We start from the raw sequence: 23,026 nt of genomic DNA, 5'->3' as shown, positions 1-23,026 counted from the left end.
GAAAGATGAATCATGACAAAACAGCAGATTGGCGTTATCGGACTAGCCGTAATGGGAAAGAACCTTGCATTTAATATTGAAAGCAGGGGATATTCAATTTCCGTGTATAATCGCTCAGGATCAAAAACGGACGAAATGATGAAGGAAGCGGAAGGCAAAAACGTAACAGCTGCTTATACGCTTGAAGAATTCGTCAATTCTTTGGAAACACCCCGCAAAATTTTATTGATGGTTAAAGCCGGAGCTGCAACGGATGCAACAATCGAGCAATTAAAACCGTTACTTGAAAAAGGTGATATCGTTATTGATGGAGGGAATACCTTCTTCAAGGACACTCAGCGCCGTAATGAGGAGTTAAGCAAGCTTGGCATCCATTTCATCGGTACAGGCGTGTCAGGAGGGGAAGAAGGAGCTCTGACAGGTCCATCCATCATGCCTGGAGGTCAAAAAGAAGCATATGAACTGGTTGCACCGATCTTGAAGGACATTTCAGCTAAGGTCGATGGGGATGCTTGCTGTACGTATATCGGACCGGATGGGGCAGGTCATTATGTTAAAATGGTACATAATGGTATTGAATACGGAGACATGCAATTGATTTCCGAATCTTATTTCCTTCTGAAAAATCTTCTTGGATTATCTGCTGAAGAATTGCATGAAGTCTTCTCTGAATGGAATGAAGGGGAACTTGATAGCTATTTAATTGAAATTACTGCTGATATTTTCAAAAAATATGATGAAGAAACCGGCAAGCCGATGGTCGATGTCATTTTAGATAAAGCTGGCCAAAAAGGTACTGGGAAATGGACAAGTCAAAGCGCGCTTGATCTTGGTGTTCCGCTTCCAATCATTACGGAATCCGTATTCGCCCGGTTTATTTCAGCAATCAAGGACGAGCGTGTTGAAGCGAGTAAAATCCTTCGTGGGCCAAAAGCCGAATCATTTACAGGCGACAAAAAGGCTTTGATCGAAAGTATCCGTAAAGCACTTTATATGAGCAAAATCTGTTCATATGCACAAGGATTTGCACAAATGAAAGCAGCATCAGAAGAAAATGACTGGAACTTGCAATATGGGGAAATCGCGATGATTTTCCGTGGCGGCTGTATCATCCGTGCACAATTCCTCCAAAAAATCAAGGAAGCGTACGATCGTGAAGCGAACTTGAACAACCTTCTTCTAGATCCTTACTTCCAAGGAATCGTCGAAAGCTATCAAGGAGCTTTGCGTGAGGTGGTATCAACGGCAGTGATGAATGGAATCCCGGTTCCTTGCTTGTCATCAGCACTTGCCTATTTCGACAGCTATCGTACAGAAACGCTGCCAGCTAACCTTATTCAAGCTCAGCGTGACTATTTTGGAGCTCATACTTATCAACGCATTGATAAAGAAGGAACGTTCCATACCGAATGGATGGAAAAATAAAAAGTTCAAGCCGGCTTAAAAGGGGATTCCCTTTTAAGCCGGCTTTTTTGTTTCGGGATTCAGTTGTAGTAAAAAAAGAGGGCGCTTGGCGCCCTCTTTTTTTACTATCTCCGATGCTCTACAAGGTCGATGGCCCCTAATACAACATGTGCCAAACCAAAACCAAAAACCGTATTAGCTACCATTTTGTTTGAGCCCCGGTCTGCTTCATTGCATAACCCGCAGCTGTCACGGCTGTGCCCAAGGCTGTTGGAATTAATCCTTCACGAATGTCCATCGTTTAATCCCTCCACATCGAAGTTAGTGGTGCCGTCACTGGCGCCTTTTCTAGCAAGGACTTACCATTCTATTTCTATAAAGAGGTTAGAAGGGTAAAAATGGTAAAGATGAACTAGTTGTAAATAGTTCCAATTAAGTTACCTTTTTTATGGAAAACATAGTATGATGTATGTCATTCATCCTTGCTTTTTAGGTTTAAACACCTGCGGAAAAAGGAATATAAACATTGAAAGAGATGGACGGACCGTAGGATACAGTAGGCAGATAGAAGAGAGAAGGAGCGGGTGACTTATGTTCATCATCTGGTGGGCTGTAGCCATATTTTTATTTTTCATCGCCTTAGAATTCGGTGTTTCATTTTGGCTCAATTCGGAAGTAGAGGAAGAATTGTCTAAGCCCAAGGAAATGTATCATATTATCCGTGATAAATTGCTGAGGAAGAGTGTTTCATGAATGAAAAAAGGGATGCAGATTCAAATCTGCGTCCCTTCTTCATTTCAATCATTATTATTTTCGTTTTTCTTGACTTGCCACCAAATATTTCCATCTTCTGCCAGGAGTTCATCGGATGCAAGTGGACCTGTGGATCCCGCTTCATAGTTAGGGAAAGACTCGTCTTTAGTGTTTTCCCATGCATTGGAAATGGTATCGACGAACTTCCATGAGAGGGCAACCTCGTCCCAGTGCGTAAAGTTTGTAGCATCCCCGCGCATGCTGTCAAACAATAGCTTTTCATATGCCTCGGGAGAATTGATGTGTTCGATCCCTTTGTTCGAGACGGTCAGCTTCATTGGCTTTGTATTGGATGTCGTCCCGGATTTCTTCACATTTAGGTACAATGTGATACCTTCGTCAGGCTGGATATTGATAACGAGAAGATTCGGGTTCAGTGTTTCTTCCGTTTTATAATACAGGTTCATTGGGATATCTTTGAATTGAACAACGATATTCGTTGATTTGACATCCATTCTCTTACCGGTGCGGATATAAAAAGGAACACCGGCCCATCGGAAGTTATCAATCATCAATTTACCCGCAACATAGGTCTCTGTGTTGGATTCCGGATTTACGTTATGTTCATTGCGGTAGGCCGGAAGTGTTTGACCGTCTATCGTTCCTTCACCATACTGGCCACGGACGAAGTATTGATTGACTTCGTCCACTTTCATTGGTCGAAGTGAACGTAATGCCCGCACTTTTTCGCTTCGAATCTCTTCTGTCGTCAAAGCGATCGGGGGTTCCATGGCTAGCAAGGCCACCATTTGCAGCAGATGGTTTTGGACCATATCCCTTAGGGCACCGCTGGTTTCATAATAACGCCCGCGTTCTTCAACGCCAAGTGTTTCGCTTGAAGTAACCTGGATGTTGGATATATATCTGTTATTCCAAAGCGGCTCGAATAGGGCATTGGAAAAACGGATGACCTCAATATTTTGTACCATTTCCTTACCTAAATAATGATCGATACGGTAGATTTCATCTTCAGCGAATGCAGTTCGAATCTGCTCATTCAATTTTTGTGCTGTTTCGAAACTGTGTCCAAATGGCTTTTCTATGACCAGGCGCTTATATCCATCCGTGTCACTCAGGCCTTGTGCTTTAATCTGTTCGGCAATCGTTCCGAAAAACTCAGGCGCCATCGCCAAATAGAAGATCCGGTTTCCTTCTAATTGATAGTGTCCGTCTAATTGTTCGGCAATGTCTTTTAACTGCAGGTATGATTCCGAGCTGGAAACGTCGTGGGAGTGATAATGGAAATGGGAAATGAATTCGTCGACCTTTTCTTCCGCATGTCCGAACGTAAGTATCGAGTCCTTGACACTTGTTTGAAACTCCTCGTTCGTCAATGGCCTCCTTGCCACTCCAACAACGGCGAACTTATTGATTTTCTCTTTTTGAAATAGTCGATATATGGAAGGAAACAATTTCCTTTTCGCTAAATCTCCGGTAGCACCAAAAATCATGATCAATGCTGTGGGTTTATTGTTTTCTGTCATGTTTAAAACCTCAACTTTCCGTTAAATCTGTCTATAAAGTTGGAATTCCCGAATGTGTACCAATTTCTAATTTTACGTTTAGCTTTCCCTCAAAGCAATCAATTTGCGCATTTTTTCTCTATATTTCATTAAAAGTTTAATTTGGTTTCGGTTTTAATGGGTCATAAATGAAAGAGCACCTAAGGTTATGCTATAGTTAAGTCATAAAGTATTTGCAACGGAGGTAGTATGAGTGGATTTCGTTTTATTGGGTACAGGCGCTGGCGTTCCGGCTAAAGCGCGTAATGTGACATCAATCGCCCTTCAATTATTGGAAGAACGAGGGACGGTTTGGTTATTCGATTGTGGGGAAGCGACACAGCATCAAATATTAAAAACGGCGGTCAAACCGCGAAAGGTTGAAAAGATATTCATCACCCATTTACATGGTGACCATATCTTCGGACTACCTGGATTTTTAAGCAGCAGATCTTTTCAGGGCGGAGTGGATAAATTGACCGTATATGGTCCACAAGGCATAGATGCATTTATTATGACGAGCTTACAGGTGAGTGGAACTCATTTAAAATATCCCTTGGAAATCATCGAAATAGAAGAAGGCGAAGTGTTTGAGGACGAACAATTCACAGTGACGGCCATGTCGCTTGATCATGGCATTTATAGCATCGGTTACCGGATTGTGGAAAAAGATCGTCCGGGAAGCTTACTGGTCGACCGGCTGCGGTCTGAAGGTGTGAAGCCAGGGCCTCTTTTTAAAGCATTGAAAAATGGACAAACGGTCTGTCTCGATGATGGCCGTGTCTTAAATGGGAAGGACTATATCAGTGCTCCGCAAAAAGGCCGGATCATCACGATTCTTGGTGATACAAGAATGTGCAGCAATGCGCTCATTCTTGCTGAATCGGCGGATTACCTTGTTCATGAAGCTACATTTTCAGCGGAAGAAGCGGAAATGGCATCAGCCTATTATCATTCGACCACCGTTCAGGCTGCAGAAACGGCTTTGAAAGCGGGAGCTAAGCATCTAATCCTTACGCATATCAGCTCACGGTATACTCCGGAGGATGCTGAGAGGCTAAAAGAGGAAAGCAAAGCGATTTTTCCAAACACGATTATGGGTGAAGATCTAATGGCCATTAAAATTCCTTTGTATTCAGAGGAATCGGGCAGCTGAAATCAAAGCCAATGTTTGATATAATTAATCAATTGTTCATTGGATATTTAAAGGAGTGTAAATATGACTGACAAAAGTGCCCTACATACTAAAGCAATGGATTTTCTCCTAAAAACAAGCCGGACTTTTTTCATTCCGATCAGCTATCTTCCAAAGGGATTACAAGAGGCCATTGGAGCTGCATACCTTTGCATGCGCGCCATCGATGAGATCGAGGACCACCCAGGTCTTCCAGCAGATAGTAAGGTTTCCCTGTTACAGGCTCTTAGTGAGCTTGATGCGGATTTCAGGGAAGAAGATCTTCAATCGTTATTTGAACCATATAAGGATGATCTGCCCGAGGTGACCCTGTTTCTTTCGGACTGGATTGAATTTTGTCCTCCCGGTGCAAAATCCAAAGTCTTGGAGTCGACAAAGGAAATGGCCGAAGGCATGGCAAAATGGGTTACTAAGGACTGGCAAATCCATAATGAAGAGGAACTCGATGATTACACATATTATGTAGCAGGTTTAGTGGGGGTCATGCTGTCCGATATGTGGAACTGGTACGATGGAACCGAAACGGACCGTGAACTTGCCATCGCATTTGGCCGTGGACTCCAAACGGTCAATATCCTGCGTAACCGTGAGGAAGATGCAGAACGTGGTGTGAACTTTTATCCGGATGGCTGGGGTTTCGACGAGATGCTTGCCCATACGGAACATAATCTTGCATTAGCCGATGCGTACATTGGAGAGATTGAAACGAAAGAGATCATCCAATTCTGTAAAATACCCTTGGAATTGGCAAAAGCCACATTGAAAGCCCTAAAAGAAGGCAAAGAAAAAATTGATCGTGCTACAGTTACCGAAATTGTCAGCCAGGTCGTTGAACACTGATTTTTCATAAAGCTGCTGTGAAAGTTACCATACCTTTCACAGCAGCTTTTTTCATGTTTTATATTTAGAACTCAAAAAATTCTAAAAAGTTAAAAAATATATTGGAATAATTGGGACTAAACGATTATAATTTAGGACATAAAAGCGAAAAAAGCTGGCGTCGTTAGAAAAACATTATTTTAAATAAGGAAAAAGCGGGGGGAAAATATGAAAAAGAAATTATATTCAACTGCAGCCATGACATTGGTCGCAGGTTTATTATTGGCTGGGTGTGGAAATGACAAGGAAAAAGATACAGCAAAGGATGAAAGCGGAAAGGATACCTTCAACATTGGGGTAACTCAAATCGTTCAGCATGATTCCCTGGATCAAGCATATGAAGGATTCCAGGCGGCACTGAAGGACAGTGACATCAATGCCAAATATGATCTTCAAATTGCACAGGGTGACCAAAACAACAGTCAGACGATTGCCAATAACTTTGTTGGGGATAAAGTGGATCTGATATTTGCAAATTCGACTCCTAGTGCTCTAAGTGCTTTAAATGCGACCAAGGATATCCCAATCGTCTTTACATCGGTTACCGATCCTGTAGCGGGGGAGCTTGTTACTTCTTTGGAAAAACCAGGCGGAAACGTGACGGGTACGACGGATTCCCATCCTGAAGCCATTGCAAAGTCAATGAAATTCCTAGCGGAAGAGCTTGGGGCGAAGACAATTGGAACTGTCTATAATACAGGGGAGCAAAATTCAGTCGTCCAAATAAAGAATGTGAAAGCGGAAGCGAAAAAAGCTGGTTTGAAAGTCGTGGAAGCATCCGTCTCGACTTCAGCGGATGTTAAACAGGCAACGGAATCTTTAATCGGAAAAGCGGATGCTTTCTATATCATTACTGATAATACAGTTGTCTCGGCACTGGAATCGGTCATTTCCGTGGCAAATGATCAAGATATCCCATTGTTTGTCGGCGAACTTGATTCCGTAAATGCTGGCGGTTTTGCAGCATATGGCTTCAGTTACTATGATATTGGTTATGAAGCGGGGCAAAAAGCGGTTGAAATCCTGAAGGATGGTAAAAAACCTGGAGATATCCCGGTTCAATATCCACAAAAACTGAAATTGGTCATCAATGAAAAAGCAGCAAAAGATATGGGTGTTGAAATAAAAGAAGAATGGAAAGCAGATGCTGAGTTTGTAAAATAAACTCTGCTTTTGTTCGGGGAAGGAAGAAAAAAATGTTCTCAGCCTTATTCAACTCTTTTGAGTCGGGAATGATTTATGCGATCATGGCACTCGGTGTTTATTTAACATTCAGGATTCTCGACTTCCCGGATATGACTGTGGAAGGCAGTTTTGTGACAGGGGCCTCTGTTGCCGCCATTATGATCGTTAACGGTTTCTCGCCGATCGTTGCCACGTTGAGTGCCATGGTGGCAGGGTTCATCGCTGGGACGATAACGGGTTTCCTGCATACGAAAGGGAAAATCAATCCTCTCTTGGCAGGTATCTTAATGATGATCGCGCTCTATTCGATCAATTTGAGGATCATGGGTGCATCCAACATACCGTTGCTTTCTCAAACAACCATTATCACGAATATCCAGGATGCCTGGGCTGGCACCGGGCTGGACAATTTGTTGAATGGTCTTTTATCCTTCGTGGGTCTCGGTGACAGCCTGCCAAAAACGTGGGCCATATTAATCGTTATGCTGATTGTGGCTGTAGTCATCCAAGCTGGAATGTCAGCTTTTTTAAAAACGGAAATTGGTCTTGCCTTACGTGCGACAGGTGATAATGAAGCCATGGTCAAGAGTTTTTCCGCCCATACCGGCAACATGAAGATTCTGGGACTTGCAATCGGAAATGCACTTGTGGCTTTTTCGGGATCCTTGGTTGCCCAATATAACGGTTTTAGCGATATAGGCATGGGGATTGGAATCATTGTCATCGGTTTGGCATCCGTCATAATCGGTGAGGCTCTATTTGGTGCAAAAACGATTGCACGTGCGACGCTGGCGGTCATTGGAGGGGCGATCATTTACCGAATCGTCGTAACTTTGGCACTTCGCGTAGAATTCCTTGAAACGGGTGATGTTAAATTAATTACGGCACTTATTGTGGTCGGGGCACTTGTCATTCCTAAAATTTCCGATAAACAAAAGGAAAAAAACCGGAAGAAAAGGCGGCTTAAAGAAATACAGATGCGCCATGATGGGACTTTACCGAAAGGGAGGGAAGAATATGCTTCGGTTAAATCAGATTTATAAAGTTTTCAATGAGGGAACACCAGATGAAAAGTTAGCCCTTGGAAATCTGGAACTGCAGATGACAAAAGGTGAATTTGTAACAGTCATCGGAAGTAATGGAGCAGGTAAATCGACGTTGATGAATATGATTTCCGGTAAAATTCTCCCTGATGCAGGTGAAGTCGTCATCGATGGTGAAAACGTATCGGCCATTGAAGAACATGCCCGTGCCAAAATGATTGGCCGCGTTTTTCAGGATCCCATGCTGGGTACGGCACCACATATGACGATTGAAGAAAATATGGCGATTGCCTATGGCAGAACCAATAAAAGAGGTTTAGGCTTTGGGGTGACAAAAAAACGGAAAGAACTTTTTAAAGAGTGTTTGGGCACCCTTCATTTAGGCTTGGAAAATCGGATGACTGCAAAAGTGGGATTATTATCAGGAGGGGAGCGCCAGGCACTATCATTGCTGATGGCGACCTTCACCGACCCTAAAATCCTGCTACTTGATGAACATACAGCAGCACTTGATCCTTCACGGGCAGAGCTCGTTACAAACCTGACGAAGGAAATCGTCGAAAAGAACCAGTTAACGACGTTGATGGTGACTCATAATATGCAGCAGGCAATCGATCTTGGAAATTCCTTGATTATGATGGATAAGGGACAGATCATTTTTGAAGCCAGAGGCGCTGAAAAGCAGAAGCTAACCGTCGAAAAACTGCTTAACGAATTCCAGCGCATTAAAGGCGAAAAAATGCTCAATGACCGTGCAGTGTTGATTTAAGATGATGAAAAGGCCCGACCCAGGTGAGATTAATCTTGGGTCAGGGCCTTTTTATTTTGGGGTAATTAATAAGATCAGGTCCTATTACTGAGGAAATACTTTGCATAAGAAAATGGCTATCGTGGGGTGCTCTCATGAGCGATCTTGAAAATCGATGTTAATCGCTGTCGGCTGTGCTCCATGATGAACTATCGTTCTTTCTGTTTCCAAAAATCATTTTTATGAATGGCCTTTTCTTCGTCTTTTTAGTGGCAGCAGCTTCTTCAGCCGCGAGGAAATAATCAAAGTTTTGACCCATTGGTTTTTCTAACGCTTCGATCCGGTCTTCGAGCTTCTTAACGAGTTTGTGCATTTCTTCCATTTCACTTCTGTGCTGTAAAAGCTGATAGGATACAACATCGTCCGCTTTTGTTTTCAGTCCATTTTCAAGCCGGATGATGCGTTCTAGCAGTTGATCATGTTCTTTATTAGGTTCGGAGTGTTTCTGGATGGTTGCTTTTCTAAGCTTCTTCTCTGAGATGCTTACCTTTTGGAGAATGATGCCCTCGTTCAGCTGATCTTGGATTTTTCTCAATAATGCAATGTCTTCATCCGAAAACTGGTAGTGGCCAAGCTGATTCCGTTCTACTTCCATGTTCAATTGGGTGACCCAGCGTTGAATCGTACTATGGGAAACATTCAGTAACCGGGCAACTGCACTTGTATTCATCGAGATTCCCCCTTTTGGTTGTTGAATTCGATAAGTATGAGGAAATTCCTTTACAGTTGACAAAACATGTATTCATTCGGCAAAGAAAGTGGAATTCCTACGTAATTTGCATGAGGGGCAATCCAAGGTGGAATTCCCCGTAGACAGCTTTTTTGCAAATGGTAGCGTTGTTAGGAACTTTTAGAAGCATTTGTGAAGGCGTGGCTGATGGTAATCAAGCTAAAAAGGGAAATGTGATGTAGATGTCGAATTTACCCTTAAAACATGGAAAAAGGAGGACCAGTATGAACAGGATCAACATTATAACTTTAGGTGTCAGGGATATTGCTGAATCATTAAGGTTTTACCGGGACGGGTTGGGATTTCATACAACGGTTAAAGAGGACGAACCCGCAATCGTTTTTTTTAATAATGCCGGAACGAAACTTGCTTTGTATCCTTTAGAGGAGCTAGCGAAAGACATCAATGAGAAAGAACCGCCTAAGAAAAATGGTTTCCCGGGTCTTACTCTTGCTTATAATGCTAAATCAATTGAAGAAGTGAATGAAGTGATCAACAAAGCTGAAAAGGCCGGGGGAACAATCGAGAAATCACCTCAGGATGTTTTTTGGGGAGGGTACAGCGGATATTTTTCAGACCCCGATGGTTACTATTGGGAGGTTGCGTATTCGAAGGATTGGAGTTTTGATGAAAATGATATGCTGATTATAAAGTAACGCACACTACGAAAAGGATTACCCCTTAGAAAAAAGGGCTGTTGCCTGGCAACAGCCGATCATCATCCCCTTACTGCGAAACTACATATTTGGCTAGTTCTTTACTTATTTGATTGCCCATTCGCTTCGATTGCTCAGTCGCTTCTTGTACACAGGCAATGAATGCTTCTTCTACTTGATGTGCTTGAAGTGCTTTCAGGCCTGCTTCTGTCGTTCCGCCTGGTGAAGTTACTTCCTTTCTTAGTACGGCAGGCGTTTTAGGTGATTTCTGTAACATATCGGCCGCACCCATCAGTGTCTGGAGAATCAATTGCTTAGCGGTTTCGGAATCGAGACCTATTTTTTCTGCTGATTTTTCCAATGCCTCCACCAAGTAATAAATATAAGCCGGACCGCTGCCTGATAGGCCAGTTACCGCATCTAGCTGGGTTTCATCGACAACTGCCACTGTACCTACCGTTTCAAAAAGGGTAATCGCCGTTTGTAATTGCGCTTCTTTCGTATGACAGTTAGCCGCAAGGGCCGTTGCTGATTTTCCTACAGCTGCCGATGTATTAGGCATGGCACGGACGATCGAGAACCGCTTGTTGGCGATACCTTCCAAGCTTGTTGTATGAACCCCGGCAACAACGGATATGAACAGCATTTCTTCACGAATATATTCTTTTATTGATTGCATCGTTTCTAAAATATCTTTTGGTTTCACCGCCAGCACGACAAGGTTTGCATCCTGTACTAATAGCTGCAGCGATCTTGTGGCAGTTACACCATATTGGTTCTTTAAATAATCGAACCGATCATCATTTGATTTATTTGTTACAAAAATATTTGCTGGTTCAATTACCTGTTGGGTCACCAGCCCCGAAATGATTGCTTCTGCCATCGATCCAGCTCCGATAAACGCGATTTTTTTCATATTTCCCGCTCCTTTTTCTTTTAAAGTTTTCGGCCTTTTTTGAAAAACAAAAAGACCCCTCATCCAATAAAGGACGAAAGGTCTAGCTTCCGTGGTACCACCTTTGTTCAACTTTCCCATAATAAATAAACAGAAAAGCTGCACTTGAATCCTCTAACGCGGGAATTACGTCAGGTTTTCCTGAAGGCTCATAAGGTAGGTTCAATAATGAGGGGGCGATGAAGCCTTTCAGCACATTCCGAGCTTCACTCTCTTTACGCCATCAATAATTTACTTGGCCTTAATCAAAGCCATGCCGTCTTTAATTACTTGTGATTATGAAGGATATATTAGCACTCTGTCAATGATAATATATGCATGGACGAGAAAAAATAGACATGAATTATGTGAAAATAATGACAGTAATTAAAAATACATGTAAAATGGTAATTATACATGATAAGTATACTTAGAATTCTGTTTAGTGTATAAAAAGTTTTATATAAATATAATTTTCTAAGGTGGAAAAGATTATGGCGAATTGGAATGGAGATATTGCAAAAATTACTTTGCCCACGCCGTTTGCAGTGGGTGATGTGAATGTTTATGTAGTTAAAGGGGATGCTTTAACGCTAATCGATACTGGAGTGAAAACAAAACGATCAAAGGAAGCCTTGACTAACGGGCTTGGGGATTTGGGTCTGAAACTGACTGATATCGAACAGATCATTTTAACCCATCATCATCCTGATCATGCTGGTGGACTCGATTTCTTTGAAAAAGAGATCCCGGTTTATGGACACAAAAACAATCAGCGCTGGCTGACTATCAGTGATGAATTCCTTGAAACCCATAATCGTTTTTTTCTTGATTATGCCACAAAGTTCGGAGTGGCAGAAGAGCTGAAAAATAAACTTATCCATAACCGTGACGAAATCAGTTTCCTTAGTGAACGGAAGCTGCATGGATATTTGGCTGAGGGAGATGAGCTCCCTGGTCTTCCAGGCTGGAAAGTGATCGAGACTCCAGGGCATGCGCAAAGCCATTTATCCTTTTACCGGGAAAGTGACGGGGTCATGATCGTTGGCGATCATTTGCTTGCCAAGATTTCACCTAATCCATTAATGGAACCACCTTTACTTCCCGGAGGCATGAGGCCTCGCCCGTTACTGCAGTATAATGCATCACTTCAGAAATTATTGGATTTTTCCATATCCACCGTTTACTCCGGACATGGATCTGAAGTGGATGGAGATGCGGTTGCCGACTTGATTCACTATAGATTCGAGCGGCAGCATAACCGTGCCATGCAGGTGAAAAGCATGCTTCAAGATAAGCCTTTATCGGTCTTTGAAGTATGTCAGCAGCTGTTTCCGAAAGTATACCTTCAGGAAGTGGGCCTGACACTTTCGGAAACGGTCGGTCAGCTGGACTATTTAGAAGACTTGGGTGAAGTCGAAACAGAAATCCAATCTGGGGTCATTCTGTATTCAATCGCTTAATGTTCGCAAGGAGGCTCACTTTTTTGAATAAGTTGCAAGGCAAAGTCATTGTTATTACCGGAGCTTCCGGAGGGATTGGCAAGGAAGTTGCCATTCAAAGTGCAAAGCAGGGGGGCCGTCTCGTCCTCTTGGCCAGAAGCATGGATAAATTACTACAGCTAAGGAATGAACTGATCACCCAATATGGGATTGATGCATATGCCTATAAGCTTGACGTGGCAGACACTGATCAGGTGACAAATGTATTTAATGATATCCATGCGCAAATAGGTGAAGTGGATGTATTGGTCAACAATGCTGGTTTCGGCACGTTTAAAGAAGCGCAGGATACGGAATTAAATGAAACGAAAGCAATGTTTGCTGTCAACGTCATTGGATTGATGGCCTGCACAAAGCTGGTTCTTCCGTATATGAAGCAGAGAAAATCGGGGCATATCATCAATATCGCCTCACAGGCCGGTAAAATCGCCACTCCTAAATCAACATTGTACTCATCGACCAAGTTCGCGGTTCTTGGCTATTCAAACGCACTTCGGCTTGAGCTGATGGAAGATCATGTTTTTGTGACCACCGTCAATCCTGGCCCCATAGAAACGAATTTCTTTAACATTGCGGATGAATCAGGTACATATTTAAAGAATGTTGAAAAATTCATGCTTAAGCCTGGAGATGTCGCTGCTAAAATTGTAGCGGCGATGCTGACCAATAAGAGGGAAATCAATCTCCCTGGCTGGATGAATTTTGCTGGGATATGGTATAACATGTTTCCAAAGATCACCGAAACATTAGGAAAAAAAGCATTTTTTAAAAAGTAAGCTAGACTTTCGATGCCGGACAAGGCGAAAGATGGTCTAATAATAGGCAAGGGGGAATGTCGATGACATTCCCCTTTTTGAAATAACCGAAGTTTTCATATGAATTGGTAACTATTCCATGGGGGATCCGTCTATTTCTAGTAGGAGGGATTTGTGTGAAGAGGATTGTAAACCTTTATATATCCATATTCGTTGCCTTTATTCTGGGTAGCTGTCAATCCCTTGATTGGAACATGGATGAAGCCATTGATAAGGGGGAAGAAGGTTTCATTACGGCTCTTGACGATAAAAGGATTTTGATTAAAGAGACGTATTATAAGGTGACCACTGATACATCCATTCAAGATCAACATGGTAACGCTCTCGATTATTCCGACCTGGAAATCGGGATGAAAGTGAAACCATGGCATCGGGGCGGGGTGAAGAAATCATTTCCTGGGAAAGCGGAAGCGGAATTGATTCTTGTTTTGACGGATGAAAAAAGCTTAGCTGAACAAAGGGCGGTCACTGCTGCCCTCGATCATGTCAGCAAAGCGGAAAGTCAACGATTCATGGTTCTCGAAGTCGTCCATTTACCCTCAGAGCATGTTTATAATATCGAAATGATGAACCGTTCCAACTTGGACTCTTCATTCATGGTGACAATAGAGGATTTAACGGATGAAATATTATATATAAAATAAAACAACCGGACTGAATCACTATGAATTCTGTCCGGTTGTTTTATGGGATTTTATAAAGTTTTCGCACCTAAATATTTTGGTTTCCAATAAGAATTATCCATATCCGTGATGGTTATTCCTTTTGAAGACGTAGCACTAATGAATTGACCATTTCCGATATAGATCCCAACATGTGATACTCCTGTACTTCCAGAAGAAGTATCAAAGAATACAAGATCGCCTTTAGATGGTGAAGTTACTTTTAACCCTGTATTGGAATAGAGCAAGGATGTTGTACGCGGTAAGGTAATTCCTTGTGATTTCTGGAATACGTAATAGACGAAGCCTGAACAGTCGAATCCAGCCGTTGTTGTTCCGCCCCATTTGTAGGGTGTGCCGATTAAGGTTTTCGCATAGCTGATCAAGGTTGTATTATTGACATTATAAACACCAAGTGCATTGAACGTGTTCCGGCCGGCAATTCCGTCGGCAGTTAACCCTTTAGATGTTTGGAATTTTTTTACTGCAGATGTAGAATAGGTGCCGTAATATGTAGTCAGTGAACCTGAATATGTGAAATAACCTTTGGTTTTTAAAAGTTGTTGTAATTGTTTGACATCGCTATGTGTCATTCCGGGTCTGAGGGTTTGATCTCCGATATTTGCAAAGGCTTGCAGTGGGGTTAGCATCATGGCAGACGCAACAGCAGCTGAAGCAATCCATTTCTTCATAATTTTCATTTCCTCTCTATCTATCTCTCTATTATTCTTAACAATATTATCCTACAATACCATTATGACAATTAGACATAATTTTGGTTACAGTTTTATTACAAAAAATGAGCAGTAAGACTAAATTTAAAATAGACGAAAGCCTGTTGAAAAGGGTGAAAAATTTTTAAATAACTAAGTATAAGGATCCACTAAAAATTATTCAAGCTACGAATTGATTCTTTTTAAAAAAACTATTTGGATATGTAGTTTAAATTTGGTATTTTAACCATTTTTAGTATCTATTATATTTTTCAAGGAAATTACATTAAAAAGTAGAAATTTGTATGAAAACTTCCATTGAATAAGAACGTATATTCGGTTAAAGTTATGAATATAATAAAAGCGAACGTATATTCTTGTTAGGGTGAGAAATGATGGATTATGGGACGATGCCGAAACAATCAATTATGTGTATCGATATGAAAAGTTTTTATGCAAGCTGTTCAGCGGTCATGCTTGGTCTGGACCCGCTTGATTGTTATCTGGCGGTGGTTGGTGATTTGAAGAGGACAGGGAGCATTGTGCTTGCGGCTTCTCCAAAGATGAAGAAGGAATTTGGCATCAAGACAGGTTCGCGGATGTTTGAGATCCCGAATGATCCGAGGATTGTCGTCGTTGAACCTAAAATGGCGACCTATTTAAGGGTTTCGACGGAAATTACCCGCTTGTTCAACCGTTATGTGCCCAAAGAAGCGATTCACGTATATAGTGTGGACGAAAGTTTTGTGAAAGTCGATGGTGCCGCTTCTTTATGGGGAGATGCCCGGATGATAGCTGAAAAGATAAAGGATGAAATCGAACGGGAATTACAGCTCCCCTGTGCCATTGGAATTGGACCGAACATGCTTATGGCAAAACTTTGCCTTGATTTGGAAGCCAAACATCATGGGATTGCAGAATGGAAGTATGAGGATGTGCCAAGCAAACTTTGGCCGATTTCCCCGCTTCGTGAAATGTGGGGGATCGGCAGGCGCGTAGAAAAAACCCTTCATGGAATGGGCATATTTACGGTTGGACAGCTTGCCAATTATGATCTTGAATTACTTGAAGCGAAGTTTGGAATTATGGGCAATCAGCTTTACCACCATGCGTGGGGAATAGATTTATCCGATATGGGGGCAGCGATCATCGAAGGGCAGGTGAGCTTCGGCAAAAGTCAAATCCTGCTGCGGGATTATAAGGAGGAGCATGAGGTAAAGCAGGTCATGCTGGAAATTTGCGAAGAAGTTGGAAGAAGGGCACGCACCCATCGCAAGGCAGGAAGGACGGTGAGCCTAAGCATTGGTTACAGCAAGGACGAGTTCGGCGGAGGTTTCCATCGTTCGCGTTCGATTAGCGAACCGACCAACATTACGATGGAGTTATATAAAGTTTGCCTGGAGCTTTTTCATGAGAACTATAAGCAAAAAACGGTTCGGAGCATAGAGGTCAGGCTCTCGAATATTGTGGATGATAACGAAATGCAGCTGACTTTATTCGATGCTTCGCGCTGGAAGAAGCGGGAATTGAGTTACACGGTTGATCGAATCCGCCATAAATATGGAGCCAAATCATTATTGCGTGCCGTTTCGTATACAGAAGCAGGTACAGCCGTTTACCGAAGCAAGCTGCTTGGTGGGCATAAGGCGTAAGGTTGACTTTGAAGGGAGGGAAAAGAATGATACGTGATCGCGGCCGTATCAAATGGACATCGATGATGTTGCCGGAGCATGTGAAGATGCTTCGGGATTGGGTGGTGGAGGATGGTTATGAAACGAAGCGCATCCTGGATGAGCAGCAACTGGAAGAAATGAATGCGGTAATGGGGGAAGCGATGGAGGAAAGAAAGGATGTCACGATTGCTCATTATGAAGGAAACCGGTATCAGCTGTTAATCGGCAGGATCCATTATTATAATGAGCTCACCCAAAAGCTTCATATCGTCGATCGGTTTCAGCAGGCTCACTATATCAGGCTTTCCGATATAGCGGATGTAAGGATAATGGAATGATGAGCGGAAGGGCTGTTCCCAAGGGACAGCCTTTCATTTTCAAAACGGCATCGTGATGAAAGGAATCGGCGTAAGAAAATCGGCATTTGTTAGCACGGCAATGAAGAAAGTGATTTTCGTGTCGGCTGACGCTTGCAAAGGAAGGCAGTTTCTTTAACAGAAGCGTATTTATCGTTTATAATGGGGGAAAGGAAAGACATCGGGAGGCGTGCAATCATGTATATTGAATGGACGGAAACAGCGGCTGAGAAAATAGCCGATAAGGTACAGGGACAAGAAGGATATTTACAATTGAAATATGATACTGATGGCTGTGGCTGCGTGGTAAGCGGTGTGACGGCGCTATGGTGGGTCAACGAACCTGAAGAAGGTACCGAAAAAGTGGAAACAAACGGAATTCCTCTATATGTGGAGAAATCAAAAATCATTTTTCTTGATGAAGTCATGAAAATAGACTTTGTTCCGGAAGCGAACAGCTTTCAGTTAAAAAGTCCGAATCAAATCTTAAATCCGAGGATGAGCTATTTTAATAAAATCTAACTGAAGCAAAGAGGGAATCTTGGATACCCTCTCTCTTTTCTTCTCAGACAAGTTTTAGAAACTGATCGATTTGATCTTCATATTCTTTTGGATTTTCATTATAAGATTGAGCGTGGGCCCCTTTTTTAGCGATGTACAGCTGCTTTGGGCCCTCTTTTGCTGCATATAATTCCGCTGTCATGGAAGCGGGAATGAAACTGTCATTTTCACTATGGATGAAGAGCACGGGGTTTCGGATATTTTTCATATAATCAATTGGGGACACTTCATTGGTCCAATATCCATCACGGAGTTTGATGAACGTACGCCCAAGCGGAAACACGGTCCAAGAGGGAAGTGGGACTACATGCTTAAGCTGGTGTTTGATCTGATCCTCGAAATTTGAAAATGGACAGTCGGCAATGTAAAAATCAGCACCATCTTCAAGCATTCCGGCATATAAAAGCAGGGTTACGGCCCCCATGGATTCTCCATGAATGCCAATATGAAGGTCGGGACCTTTACGTCTTTTCAATTCATCGATTACGGCCTTCAGGTCGAATTTTTCATAATGTCCGTAACTGCTCGTCTTGCCACCGGAATCCCCATGCCGGCGGTGGTCATAAATGATGGCATTGAAGCCCCGCTTAAGAAAAATATTCATGTACTTAATCGAATTGACTTTGTTCTCCGTCACACCATGAGAAATGACCACCCACTTATTGGTATCATGCGGTTCGATAAACAAGCATTTCAAGGAATATCCGGATGGTGACGATACCCAAATTTCCGTTTTAGGCAGATTATCAAAATCCTCCGTGATCAGGCGTTTAGCCATGATTTCACGATTCTGGATAAAATCATCTTCCTTCTTTTTCATGTACATGATCCGATTGGAAAAATAAATGCCGACGCCGATGATATACGACAGGATTCCGGCGAGTGTAAACCACCATTTCTTCATGAAAGGTCCTCCTAAGTTGATTTTCTTTATTTTACCATGTGGGAAATGGGAAAACACTGTTTGAAAACCATGACGAGGAAAACGACAGTCGTGATATAATAATTTCATAAATGGCCAGGAGGTTTTAAGGATGAAAAAGAAACAGCCGCGAAATCAAAATCAAAGCAAAAACCAAGATAAAGATTCATCTTCATTGAAACTTGGTGATATGATCAATCAAGATATCATGTCCCAGCTTCGTCAAAAGCAAAAGGAACTTAATGAGGCTGAACAAGAAAAAAGGGCAGCGGAAGAAGAAAAGAAACGCGAAGAAAGAAAGCGGCGGGAGAAGAATAAATCATTTGAAGAACTATTGGGTGAAAGCAATCTGAACTGGAAGAACTATAAATGACGGACAGGGAGCAGTTTAAGTTTTAAGTGGGCTGGCTCCCTTTTTCTGTTCAGGAAGACCATTCCTTGCTGATACTCCTTTATTTTATAAAGTATAACGATTATATTAAAGATAAGTTCGATATGCTTTCATATCGGATGGACTACTATTAGCTGGTGATATGATGCAAAGTAAAATAGAAAAAGTGCTGGAAGACCAATTATGTTTCCTGCTTTATGCAAGTTCAAGGGAAATGACGAAGAAATATAAACCGCTGCTTGATAAACTCGAAGTGACATATCCTCAATATCTGGTCCTACTTCTATTATGGGAACAGGATACACTTACAGTAAAAAAACTAGGGGAGCTCCTTGCCCTCGACTCAGGAACGCTTACCCCCATGTTGAAACGAATGGAGCAGAATGGCTTAATTGTCCGTGAACGTTCGACTGAAGATGAACGGTCTGTCCTGATTAAGTTGACGGAAAAGGGACTTGGTTTACAGGAAGAGGCATGCTTCATTCCCGATCGCATTTCGGCTATGTCGGGTGATGATAAGAAGGTGGTTGAGGATTTAAAAGCTTCCCTGATCCAACTATTGAAAACTTTACAGCAATTTTAGCAATGAAAAGACGCTTGGGGTTCCCCAAGCGTCTTTTTGTCGGATTTAATCTACATCTATTTCAAAGGCGACGTCCACATTGCCGTTGATTGCTTTTGAATAAGGACACATTTGATGTGCTTTATGAACAAGGGTTTCAAATGTCTCCTTGTCGACCCCGGATCCCTTCACGGCCAAAGTTACAGCCAAGCTGTACTGATGCATTTCACCCATCAATAGGCTGACGCTTGCGGTGACTTTGGAATCGAAGGAAATGCGTTCAATTTTACCAACTGATTGCAAAGCACTATCAAAACATGCAGCATATCCAGCTGCAAAAAGCTGTTCCGGATTAGATGCTTCAGGCATCTGTTTAGCCCTTGGTGTTCCAGGCATCGCAATATCAACCGTGAAGTTGCCGTCAGCAGAAATTGCCGTTCCTTCTCTTCCGCCATCAACTGTTACAGACGTTGTAAATAATGTTTTTGTCATCATTTATTCTCCCTTACCTTCTTATTTTAATTGTGCACAATTGAATTGTATAACACTTATTTTGTATTGTCCAATGAAAAATTTCAATTGGTATGAAGTAAATTTGGTTTGGAAAGGGGTTAAGAATGATGGGAAACCTGAAAGCGGTACAGAAGCAGTATGGCGAAAAAAACGTTGGAACGGAAAAAGGCTGCCTATCACGTTGTTAAACGGAGATAGTGCAGCCTAATTTATTTGAAAGTTAGTTTAGTTCTATTCTTTTTAATCCCGGTGACTTTCATATTTGTTCGCTTTGGTCAATTGCTTTAAGATATCCAACTCGGTTTTGGACAGTGAAGGACTGTTAGCGGCCTGGCAGTTCTCACGGAGCTGCTGTACTGAGCTTGCTCCTGGTACAACGGTAGCGACGCTTGGATGGGACAATACATATTGAAGTGCCGTTTCATTCAACTTCCTATCGGAAAGTTTGTCCTTTATTTGCGGAAGCAAATCTTTAAGTTCGTGATAGCCATAGTCAAGGTATCCATCCTCATTTGCCTTTTCAAGCATTTTTTCACTGAGCAGCCCTTTGGCAAGCGGGCCACGGGCAATAATGCTGATCTGTTTGTTGGCCAAAAGGGACATCCACTCTTCTGGGCGGCGGTCGAGTAGATTAAACTGCATCATCACGGAATCAAGCTCAGACTTTTCCGTGAATTCCTTGATCACATTCGGACGAATCGAGGAAATTCCATAATATCGGATATAGCCTTCTTTTTTCAAATCTTCAAATGCTTCTACCGTTTCTCCGATATTGTCTGAAATGGTGCCGCCATGCAACTGATAAAGATCAATATAGTCAGTCCCCAATCTCTTTAAGCTATCTTTTACTGCCGTTTTAATATATTCGCCAGATGGATCCCAGCTCCAAGAATCTTTGTTTTCATTCCAGCGGTTTCCGACCTTGGTGGCTATGTATACCTTATCGCGGACCGATTTTAAATTCTTTCCGACGATTTCTTCATTCATGCCAAAATCATATAAGTCAGCAGTATCAAAATAATTGATTCCTTCATCTAAAGCGGCCTGTATGATTTCGGATGCCTGATTTTCAACAGTCCCCAATGACATGCATCCGAGTCCGATTTCAGAAACTAGCAAGTCTGAATTTCCTAGTCTGCGTTTTTTCATGTTATCCACTCCCTTACATTTCATTGTAAAGGAGAAATCCATTTCACTCAAAGAATTCACTTGATCCGTTTTAAAGGAGTGGGCGGCACCTGATCGTGTATGTCGGCTATCCAATCATTGATATAGACATATTGATTTTGCAATTGTTTTAGTTTTTGAAGGATTTCCCAACTCTTTCCGGATAAAGTAATGCTTTTTTCCAGTACGTAAACTTTCATTAAATCGCCCTCCATCTCTATTATGGTAAAATGTATGAGGAATCATGCTGCAATTAGAACAGAGGAGTGGTCAGGATGAAAAAATTTGAAGAAAAAACGCTGTCTTCGGAAAAAATCTTCACAGGAAAGGTAATCAGCCTGCAAGTGGATGATGTAGAGCTTCCTGATGGGAAAACGGGTAAACGTGAAATAATCAAGCATCCGGGAGCGGTTGCCATCATAGCTCTCACGGCAGAAAGTAAAATCATCATGGTTGAACAGTACCGTAAAGCGCTGGAGAGAAGCTTGGTGGAAATTCCTGCAGGAAAGCTGGAAAAAGGCGAAGAACCGGTTCTGTCGGCTAAACGGGAGCTGGAAGAGGAGACAGGTTATGAATGTGAAAAAATGGAGCACATCATATCCTTCTATACATCCCCAGGTTTCGCCGATGAATTGGTCCACCTATATGTGGCCCACAATTTGAAAAAGAAAGAAAATGCGGCCCCGCTTGATGAAGATGAATTCGTCGAGATGATTGAACTCACGCTGGAGGAAGCTCAAACTTATATGGATGAAGGGAAGATCAAAGATGCCAAAACGGCATATGCAGTTCAGTATCTACAGTTGAAAAAGGCGATGAAATCGTAAATGAAAGAGTTTTACGCTGACCTGCATATCCATATAGGCAGAACGAGAAGCGGAAGGGCCGTGAAAATAACAGGTGCTAAAACGTTAACCTTCAGCAATGTGCTGCAGGTGGCAAGTGAAAGGAAGGGCCTTGATCTAATCGGGATAATCGATTGCCATTCTCCTGAAATTATCGAAGAAATCGAAGCGGGGATGCTGGACGGCGAAATCACGGAGAAGATTGAAGGCGGACTTCAATACAAGAATACAACCATCATTCCAGGCTCGGAGATTGAAATTTATGATCAGAATTGTAATGGACCGATCCATGTCCTCGCTTATTTTCCCACTATAAAAGCGATGAAGGAATTCTCCTCATGGATGAGCGGACATGTTAAAAATATTACCTTGAGCTCCCAAAGGATTTATTGTGATGGAAGAACGCTGCAAAAGATCGTGAAATCACTGGGCGGCCTGTTTATTCCGGCACATGTTTTCACCCCATTTAAAAGCTTATATGGAAAAGGGGTGAGATCCAGTCTGACTGAAGTATTCGATCCGAAGCTAATTGATGCCATCGAACTTGGTTTAAGTTCTGATACAGAAATGGTCAAGGATATCGAGGAGTTGGACTCCTATGTATTCGTAACAAATTCCGATGCGCATTCGCTTGGGAAAATCGCTCGTGAATATCAAAAAGTCCTGCTTGAAGAACCAAGTTTCAATGAGCTGGCAAAAGCCCTTAAAGAAAAAGGGAATCGTAAGGTGACTGTTAATTATGGATTGAACCCCTTATTGGGAAAGTATCATCAAACTGTATGTTCAGGGTGTTTGCACCAGGTATTGAGGGATAGTGAACAATGTCCCGAATGCGGTAATAAATCCATTATAAAAGGGGTATCGTCAAGGATTGAAGAGCTCTCCATTTCCGGGACGGACGGAAGAAATGGTAGGGAAAGGCCGCCGTATATCCATCAAGTACCACTTGATTTCATCCCGGGACTCGGTCCTAAATCCATGGAAAAACTGCTGGTGGCATTTGGAACAGAGATGAATATCCTACATGAAGTTACGCTTGAACAGCTCAAGGAAATCGTTCCTGAAAAATTGGCGGGCTACATCGATTCTGCCAGAAAAGGGACGCTATCTTTTGAAGTGGGGGGCGGAGGAAAGTACGGAAAGGTCAAAAAGGAATTAACCTGAAAAAAAGCCCTGACAGATGGAGATCTGTCAG

At 42.3% G+C, this 23,026-nt stretch carries 27 protein-coding genes and 1 pseudogene; 19 read left to right on the top strand and 9 right to left on the bottom strand.

Annotated elements, in window-relative coordinates; all coding sequences use genetic code 11:
* The first annotated feature begins 12 nt into the window (after positions 1 to 12).
* On the top strand, positions 13 to 1,425 hold the full coding sequence (gene gndA, locus V3595_RS14370; protein WP_352920090.1) for an NADP-dependent phosphogluconate dehydrogenase: 1,413 nt from the start codon (positions 13 to 15) through the stop codon (positions 1,423 to 1,425).
* Positions 1,426 to 1,529: 104 nt separating this feature from the next.
* Here gndA and V3595_RS14365 read toward each other — a convergent pair.
* Positions 1,530 to 1,702 (bottom strand): annotated as a pseudogene (locus V3595_RS14365) (asparagine synthase).
* 293 nt (positions 1,703 to 1,995) lie between these two features.
* Here V3595_RS14365 and V3595_RS14360 point away from each other — a divergent pair.
* A complete protein-coding gene (locus tag V3595_RS14360; protein WP_485907881.1) occupies positions 1,996 to 2,157 on the top strand; it encodes a hypothetical protein in 162 nt (53 codons plus the stop codon).
* A 44-nt stretch (positions 2,158 to 2,201) separates the two neighbouring features.
* Here V3595_RS14360 and zwf read toward each other — a convergent pair whose 3' ends face one another.
* On the bottom strand, positions 2,202 to 3,701 hold the full coding sequence (gene zwf / locus V3595_RS14355) for a glucose-6-phosphate dehydrogenase (protein ID WP_485907879.1): 1,500 nt from the start codon (positions 3,699 to 3,701) through the stop codon (positions 2,202 to 2,204).
* A gap of 232 nt (positions 3,702 to 3,933) precedes the next feature.
* On the opposite strand from zwf, the gene rnz reads away from it, so the two are divergent.
* The 5 genes from rnz to V3595_RS14330 all read left to right on the top strand — a co-directional run bounded on the left by rnz (position 3,934) and on the right by V3595_RS14330 (position 8,790).
* Positions 3,934 to 4,875, top strand: a complete 942-nt coding sequence (rnz, locus tag V3595_RS14350; protein WP_485907877.1) for a ribonuclease Z — start codon at positions 3,934 to 3,936, stop codon at positions 4,873 to 4,875.
* A 63-nt stretch (positions 4,876 to 4,938) separates the two neighbouring features.
* The gene (locus tag V3595_RS14345; RefSeq protein ID WP_485907875.1) at positions 4,939 to 5,754 is read left to right on the top strand and encodes a squalene/phytoene synthase family protein; all 816 of its coding nucleotides are present in this window, start codon (positions 4,939 to 4,941) and stop codon (positions 5,752 to 5,754) included.
* 207 nt (positions 5,755 to 5,961) lie between these two features.
* Positions 5,962 to 6,957 (top strand): ABC transporter substrate-binding protein, encoded by a 996-nt coding sequence (locus V3595_RS14340; RefSeq protein WP_101222497.1) that lies wholly within the window; start codon positions 5,962 to 5,964, stop codon positions 6,955 to 6,957.
* Between the two features lie 32 nt (positions 6,958 to 6,989).
* Positions 6,990 to 8,021, top strand: a complete 1,032-nt coding sequence (locus V3595_RS14335; RefSeq protein ID WP_402897534.1) for an ABC transporter permease — start codon at positions 6,990 to 6,992, stop codon at positions 8,019 to 8,021.
* Positions 7,996 to 8,790, top strand: coding sequence for an ABC transporter ATP-binding protein (locus V3595_RS14330; RefSeq protein WP_485907873.1), 795 nt, complete (start codon positions 7,996 to 7,998; stop codon positions 8,788 to 8,790). Before V3595_RS14335 ends, V3595_RS14330 begins: the two co-directional genes overlap by 26 nt.
* Positions 8,791 to 8,947: 157 nt before the next feature.
* On the opposite strand, the gene V3595_RS14325 is transcribed toward V3595_RS14330, so the two are convergent.
* A complete protein-coding gene (locus V3595_RS14325) occupies positions 8,948 to 9,499 on the bottom strand; it encodes a MerR family transcriptional regulator (RefSeq protein ID WP_485907871.1) in 552 nt (183 codons plus the stop codon).
* Between the two features lie 284 nt (positions 9,500 to 9,783).
* Between V3595_RS14325 and V3595_RS14320 the strand changes: the two genes are divergently transcribed.
* Complete coding sequence (locus V3595_RS14320) at positions 9,784 to 10,215, top strand: VOC family protein (protein WP_485907870.1); 432 nt, start codon at positions 9,784 to 9,786, stop codon at positions 10,213 to 10,215.
* A gap of 70 nt (positions 10,216 to 10,285) precedes the next feature.
* Here the strand turns inward: V3595_RS14320 and proC are convergent, their stop codons facing one another.
* Positions 10,286 to 11,131 (bottom strand): pyrroline-5-carboxylate reductase, encoded by an 846-nt coding sequence (gene proC, locus V3595_RS14315; RefSeq protein WP_133347699.1) that lies wholly within the window; start codon positions 11,129 to 11,131, stop codon positions 10,286 to 10,288.
* Between the two features lie 512 nt (positions 11,132 to 11,643).
* On the opposite strand from proC, the gene V3595_RS14310 reads away from it, so the two are divergent.
* From V3595_RS14310 to V3595_RS14300, 3 genes are all read left to right on the top strand, one after another.
* The gene (locus V3595_RS14310; protein WP_137023177.1) at positions 11,644 to 12,612 is read left to right on the top strand and encodes an MBL fold metallo-hydrolase; all 969 of its coding nucleotides are present in this window, start codon (positions 11,644 to 11,646) and stop codon (positions 12,610 to 12,612) included.
* A 23-nt stretch (positions 12,613 to 12,635) separates the two neighbouring features.
* Positions 12,636 to 13,427: an SDR family NAD(P)-dependent oxidoreductase gene (locus V3595_RS14305; protein ID WP_241663219.1), complete on the top strand. Its 792-nt coding sequence runs from the start codon at positions 12,636 to 12,638 to the stop codon at positions 13,425 to 13,427.
* A 155-nt stretch (positions 13,428 to 13,582) separates the two neighbouring features.
* Positions 13,583 to 14,110 carry a DUF3221 domain-containing protein gene (locus V3595_RS14300; protein WP_485907867.1) on the top strand — a complete coding sequence of 176 codons (528 nt, stop codon included), beginning with the start codon at positions 13,583 to 13,585 and terminating at the stop codon, positions 14,108 to 14,110.
* A gap of 50 nt (positions 14,111 to 14,160) precedes the next feature.
* Here the strand turns inward: V3595_RS14300 and V3595_RS14295 are convergent, their stop codons facing one another.
* Positions 14,161 to 14,820, bottom strand: coding sequence for a C40 family peptidase (locus V3595_RS14295; RefSeq protein ID WP_485907866.1), 660 nt, complete (start codon positions 14,818 to 14,820; stop codon positions 14,161 to 14,163).
* Between the two features lie 413 nt (positions 14,821 to 15,233).
* On the opposite strand from V3595_RS14295, the gene V3595_RS14290 reads away from it, so the two are divergent.
* The 3 genes from V3595_RS14290 to V3595_RS14280 all read left to right on the top strand — a co-directional run bounded on the left by V3595_RS14290 (position 15,234) and on the right by V3595_RS14280 (position 17,392).
* A complete protein-coding gene (locus V3595_RS14290; protein ID WP_137023178.1) occupies positions 15,234 to 16,493 on the top strand; it encodes a Y-family DNA polymerase in 1,260 nt (419 codons plus the stop codon).
* A gap of 26 nt (positions 16,494 to 16,519) precedes the next feature.
* Positions 16,520 to 16,852, top strand: coding sequence for a YolD-like family protein (locus V3595_RS14285; protein WP_101222486.1), 333 nt, complete (start codon positions 16,520 to 16,522; stop codon positions 16,850 to 16,852).
* Between the two features lie 216 nt (positions 16,853 to 17,068).
* Entirely contained in the window at positions 17,069 to 17,392 is a 324-nt protein-coding gene (locus V3595_RS14280; RefSeq protein WP_485907864.1) for an iron-sulfur cluster biosynthesis family protein, read from the top strand.
* 43 nt (positions 17,393 to 17,435) lie between these two features.
* On the opposite strand, the gene V3595_RS14275 is transcribed toward V3595_RS14280, so the two are convergent.
* Positions 17,436 to 18,335: an alpha/beta hydrolase gene (locus tag V3595_RS14275; RefSeq protein WP_063233135.1), complete on the bottom strand. Its 900-nt coding sequence runs from the start codon at positions 18,333 to 18,335 to the stop codon at positions 17,436 to 17,438.
* A 130-nt stretch (positions 18,336 to 18,465) separates the two neighbouring features.
* Between V3595_RS14275 and V3595_RS14270 the strand changes: the two genes are divergently transcribed.
* Both V3595_RS14270 and V3595_RS14265 read left to right on the top strand, forming a co-directional pair.
* The gene (locus V3595_RS14270) at positions 18,466 to 18,726 is read left to right on the top strand and encodes a YqkE family protein (RefSeq protein WP_095389715.1); all 261 of its coding nucleotides are present in this window, start codon (positions 18,466 to 18,468) and stop codon (positions 18,724 to 18,726) included.
* 163 nt (positions 18,727 to 18,889) lie between these two features.
* Entirely contained in the window at positions 18,890 to 19,327 is a 438-nt protein-coding gene (locus tag V3595_RS14265) for a MarR family winged helix-turn-helix transcriptional regulator (RefSeq protein ID WP_485907861.1), read from the top strand.
* Between the two features lie 45 nt (positions 19,328 to 19,372).
* On the opposite strand, the gene V3595_RS14260 is transcribed toward V3595_RS14265, so the two are convergent.
* Entirely contained in the window at positions 19,373 to 19,798 is a 426-nt protein-coding gene (locus V3595_RS14260; RefSeq protein ID WP_403162341.1) for an Ohr family peroxiredoxin, read from the bottom strand.
* Positions 19,799 to 19,871: 73 nt separating this feature from the next.
* Between V3595_RS14260 and V3595_RS14255 the strand changes: the two genes are divergently transcribed.
* A complete protein-coding gene (locus tag V3595_RS14255) occupies positions 19,872 to 20,027 on the top strand; it encodes a hypothetical protein (protein WP_485907859.1) in 156 nt (51 codons plus the stop codon).
* A gap of 32 nt (positions 20,028 to 20,059) precedes the next feature.
* Here the strand turns inward: V3595_RS14255 and V3595_RS14250 are convergent, their stop codons facing one another.
* Positions 20,060 to 20,968, bottom strand: coding sequence for an aldo/keto reductase (locus V3595_RS14250; protein ID WP_485907858.1), 909 nt, complete (start codon positions 20,966 to 20,968; stop codon positions 20,060 to 20,062).
* 56 nt (positions 20,969 to 21,024) lie between these two features.
* Entirely contained in the window at positions 21,025 to 21,186 is a 162-nt protein-coding gene (gene mciZ / locus V3595_RS14245; RefSeq protein WP_485907856.1) for a Z-ring formation inhibitor MciZ, read from the bottom strand.
* Between the two features lie 75 nt (positions 21,187 to 21,261).
* Between mciZ and V3595_RS14240 the strand changes: the two genes are divergently transcribed.
* Positions 21,262 to 21,813 carry an NUDIX hydrolase gene (locus V3595_RS14240; RefSeq protein ID WP_485907854.1) on the top strand — a complete coding sequence of 184 codons (552 nt, stop codon included), beginning with the start codon at positions 21,262 to 21,264 and terminating at the stop codon, positions 21,811 to 21,813.
* Complete coding sequence (locus V3595_RS14235) at positions 21,814 to 22,995, top strand: endonuclease Q family protein (RefSeq protein ID WP_485907852.1); 1,182 nt, start codon at positions 21,814 to 21,816, stop codon at positions 22,993 to 22,995.
* Positions 22,996 to 23,026: the final 31 nt, after the last annotated feature.

The sequence above is a fragment of the Bacillus sp. CFBP9009 genome (assembly GCF_036541465.1).
In the GTDB taxonomy this organism is placed as follows: Bacteria; Bacillota; Bacilli; order Bacillales; family DSM-1321; genus Peribacillus.
The sequence above is the reverse complement of the archived record's forward strand: the minus strand, read 5'-3'. Positions and strand labels throughout refer to the sequence as shown.